The following is a 236-nucleotide window of genomic DNA, read 5'->3' on the forward strand; positions in this document are numbered from 1 at the left end:
TTGGAGACTTATTGAACTACGATACTTTTGATGAACGTATTAAAACGGCAATTGAAAAGGCAGAAAATGCAGGGATGGAATATGAATTTATTACAGAAACAGCTAATACGGAGCATCCAAATACGGCACGTCTAGTTATAGGAGACGATGAAGGTGGAAAGTCTGTCGTCGGTATTTCTACTGGTGGCGGTAAAATAGAAGTAAGTGAAGTAAATGGCTTTAAATTAAGATTAACA

The 236-nt window shown here is 36.9% G+C and carries 1 protein-coding gene; it reads left to right on the forward strand.

Going from position 1 to position 236, the window contains the following annotated elements; translation table 11 throughout:
* The coding region (locus KVT27_RS26155; RefSeq protein ID WP_483307993.1) for an L-serine ammonia-lyase, iron-sulfur-dependent subunit beta at positions 1-236 on the forward strand (236 nt) is incomplete at both ends.

Origin of the sequence: Lysinibacillus sp. GbtcB16 (genome assembly GCF_019091145.1) — a bacterium.
GTDB classification, from domain to species: Bacteria; Bacillota; Bacilli; order Bacillales_A; family Planococcaceae; genus Lysinibacillus; species Lysinibacillus fusiformis.